Origin of the sequence: Mesorhizobium sp. M7A.F.Ca.CA.001.08.2.1, assembly GCF_003998455.1 — a bacterium.
Taxonomy (GTDB): domain Bacteria; phylum Pseudomonadota; class Alphaproteobacteria; order Rhizobiales; family Rhizobiaceae; genus Mesorhizobium; species Mesorhizobium ciceri.
Genome location: NZ_RZPW01000901.1, coordinates 1 through 2,276, shown reverse-complemented (window position 1 = coordinate 2,276; position 2,276 = coordinate 1). Strand labels below are relative to the sequence as shown.

At 63.6% G+C, this 2,276-nt stretch carries 2 protein-coding genes and 1 pseudogene; all 3 read left to right on the top strand.

Going from position 1 to position 2,276, the window contains the following annotated elements:
- Positions 1–276 precede the first annotated feature (276 nt).
- Positions 277–936, top strand: coding sequence for a cell division ATP-binding protein FtsE (gene ftsE / locus EN914_RS32685; RefSeq protein WP_010911739.1), 660 nt, complete (start codon positions 277–279; stop codon positions 934–936).
- Positions 929–1,924 carry an ABC transporter permease gene (locus EN914_RS32680; protein ID WP_013529399.1) on the top strand — a complete coding sequence of 332 codons (996 nt, stop codon included), beginning with the start codon at positions 929–931 and terminating at the stop codon, positions 1,922–1,924. Before ftsE ends, EN914_RS32680 begins: the two co-directional genes overlap by 8 nt.
- A 133-nt stretch (positions 1,925–2,057) precedes the next feature.
- A pseudogene (locus EN914_RS32675) lies at positions 2,058–2,276 on the top strand (YdcF family protein); the annotation flags it as partial.

Genomic DNA, 2,276 nt, shown 5'->3' with positions numbered 1-2,276 from the left:
GAACCGGTCCGCCGCGGCAATTGCCGCCGGATCGGTCATGATTTCGCCGGAAACCGGGCGCGCGGTTCGATCGTCAGCCATCATGGCCCCAGCATTGCAGCACGTGTTCGCTTTTCGTTTCTTTTGCGTAAACACAAATGGTTAACGCTTCCCCACCGGAGCCCTCGTGACGAGTCGAAAGAGCCTAGGAATTAACCGCCGGTTAACCATGCCGGCCGATGGTCTTTACCCAGAACAGGCCGGCTCGCTGCCGTGCCGAATTTCAGGTCGTCGAAATTGATTCGCTTCGAAAATGTCGGCCTCCGCTATGGCATGGGTCCGGAAATCCTCCGCGACATCTCCCTGCACATTCCGGAGCGCTCCTTCCAATTCCTCAGCGGGCCTTCGGGCGCCGGCAAGACGACCTTGCTGCGCCTGCTGTTCATGTCGCTGAAGCCGACGCGCGGGCTGATCACCATCTTCGGCAAGGATCGCTCCCGCATTTCCCGCACCGAGCTGCCGCATCTCAGACGCCGGATCGGCGTGGTGTTCCAGGATTTTCGCCTGCTCGACCACATGACCACCTATGAGAACGTCGCGCTGCCGCTGCGCGTGCGCGGGCGCGAGGAGGCGAGCTACCGCACCGATGTCACCGAGCTGTTGAAGTGGGTCGGGCTGGGCGAACGCATGCATGTGCTGCCGCCGGTTCTGTCCGGTGGCGAGAAGCAGCGCGCCGCGATCGCGCGGGCGCTGATCGAGCAGCCGGAAATCCTGCTCGCCGACGAACCGACCGGCAATGTCGATCCGCCGCTGGCGCGACGCCTGCTGCGGCTGTTCATCGAACTCAACCGTCTCGGCACCGCCGTGGTGATCGCCACCCACGACCTCGGCCTGATGGAGCAGGTCGACGCGCGCCGCATGATCCTGGCCGGGGGAAGGCTGGATATCTATGACTGAACTGTCCGCCGAACATTTTGTGGAAAGGGAGCAGGACGCCGAGGCGACCGAAGCAAAGCCGCGCGCCCAGCGCAGGATGGCGCCGATCGTGCCGGCGCAGAACATCGCCGGCCGGGCGCTGGTGCTGGTCATCGCCATCATGACCTTCCTGTCCTGCCTGACTTTCGGCGCGGTGACGCTGGTGCGCGACACAGCGTCCGTCTGGGAAAACCAGATTTCACGCGAGGCAACGATCCAGATCAAGCCGGTCGACGGCCTCGACATGGAAGCAGCCCTTACCCAGGCCTCCCAGATCGCCGGCGAATTCCCCGGCGTCAAGGCGACCCGGATCATCGACCGCGAGGCGACCGCGCGGCTCCTTGAGCCCTGGCTGGGCTCGGGCCTCAACATCGACGAATTGCCGGTGCCGCGACTGATCATCGTCACCATCGACGAGAACAGCCCGCCCGATTTCGCCGCCATACGCGCCGCGATCACCCCGAAACTGCCGAGCGCATCGCTCGACGATCACCGCACCTGGGTCGACCGGCTGGTGGCGATGGCCCGCACCACGGTGACCATCGGCATCGCCGTGCTGGCGCTGATGCTGTCGGCGACGGTGCTGACGGTGGTGTTCGCGACGCGCGGCGCCATGGCCGGCAACGGTCACATCATCGAAGTCCTGCATTTCGTCGGCGCCGAGGCACGCTTTATCGCGCGCGAATTCCGCCGGCATTTCCTGGTCACCGGCATGAAGGGAGCGGCGGCCGGCGGTGCTGCGGCAGTGCTCGTGTTCATCGTCTTTTCCTGGTGGTCGTCGCGCAATATGGCGACGCCGCAGGCCGACCAGGCGACCGCCCTGTTCGGCAATTTCGCCATCGGTTCGGCAGGCTATCTCGGTGTCGTCTTGATGGTGCTGGTGATCGGCGGACTGACGGCGGCAACCTCGCACGCCACCGTCGTTGCCTATCTCAGCGACATCGATGTCCGCCAACCGGATGCAGGTTAATTCATGTCGCCCAAAAGTGGGAACGGGTTTTGGGATAACGACATGGATAAAACAGGGTGATCACGAATAGAGAATTCGCGTAACGCAAAGTGCGTCTTTTACCTACCCAAGGCCGCATTTCAGGATTAACCATATGGCGATGGACGCGCGGGATTCGACCGGTACGGCTGGGCAGATGCCAGTGGTGGTTGCACGTTCGCATGACCGCCGCGCTGTGAGCCGTCTAAGAGCCACGTTGCGCCTGTCCGCCCTCTCCGTCCTCATCCTTGCAACTTTGTTTGCCGGCGGTTTCGGTTGGTTCGCCAACAAGGTCAGTCACCTTACGACCCCCGCCCATCCGGCCCGGGCAGAC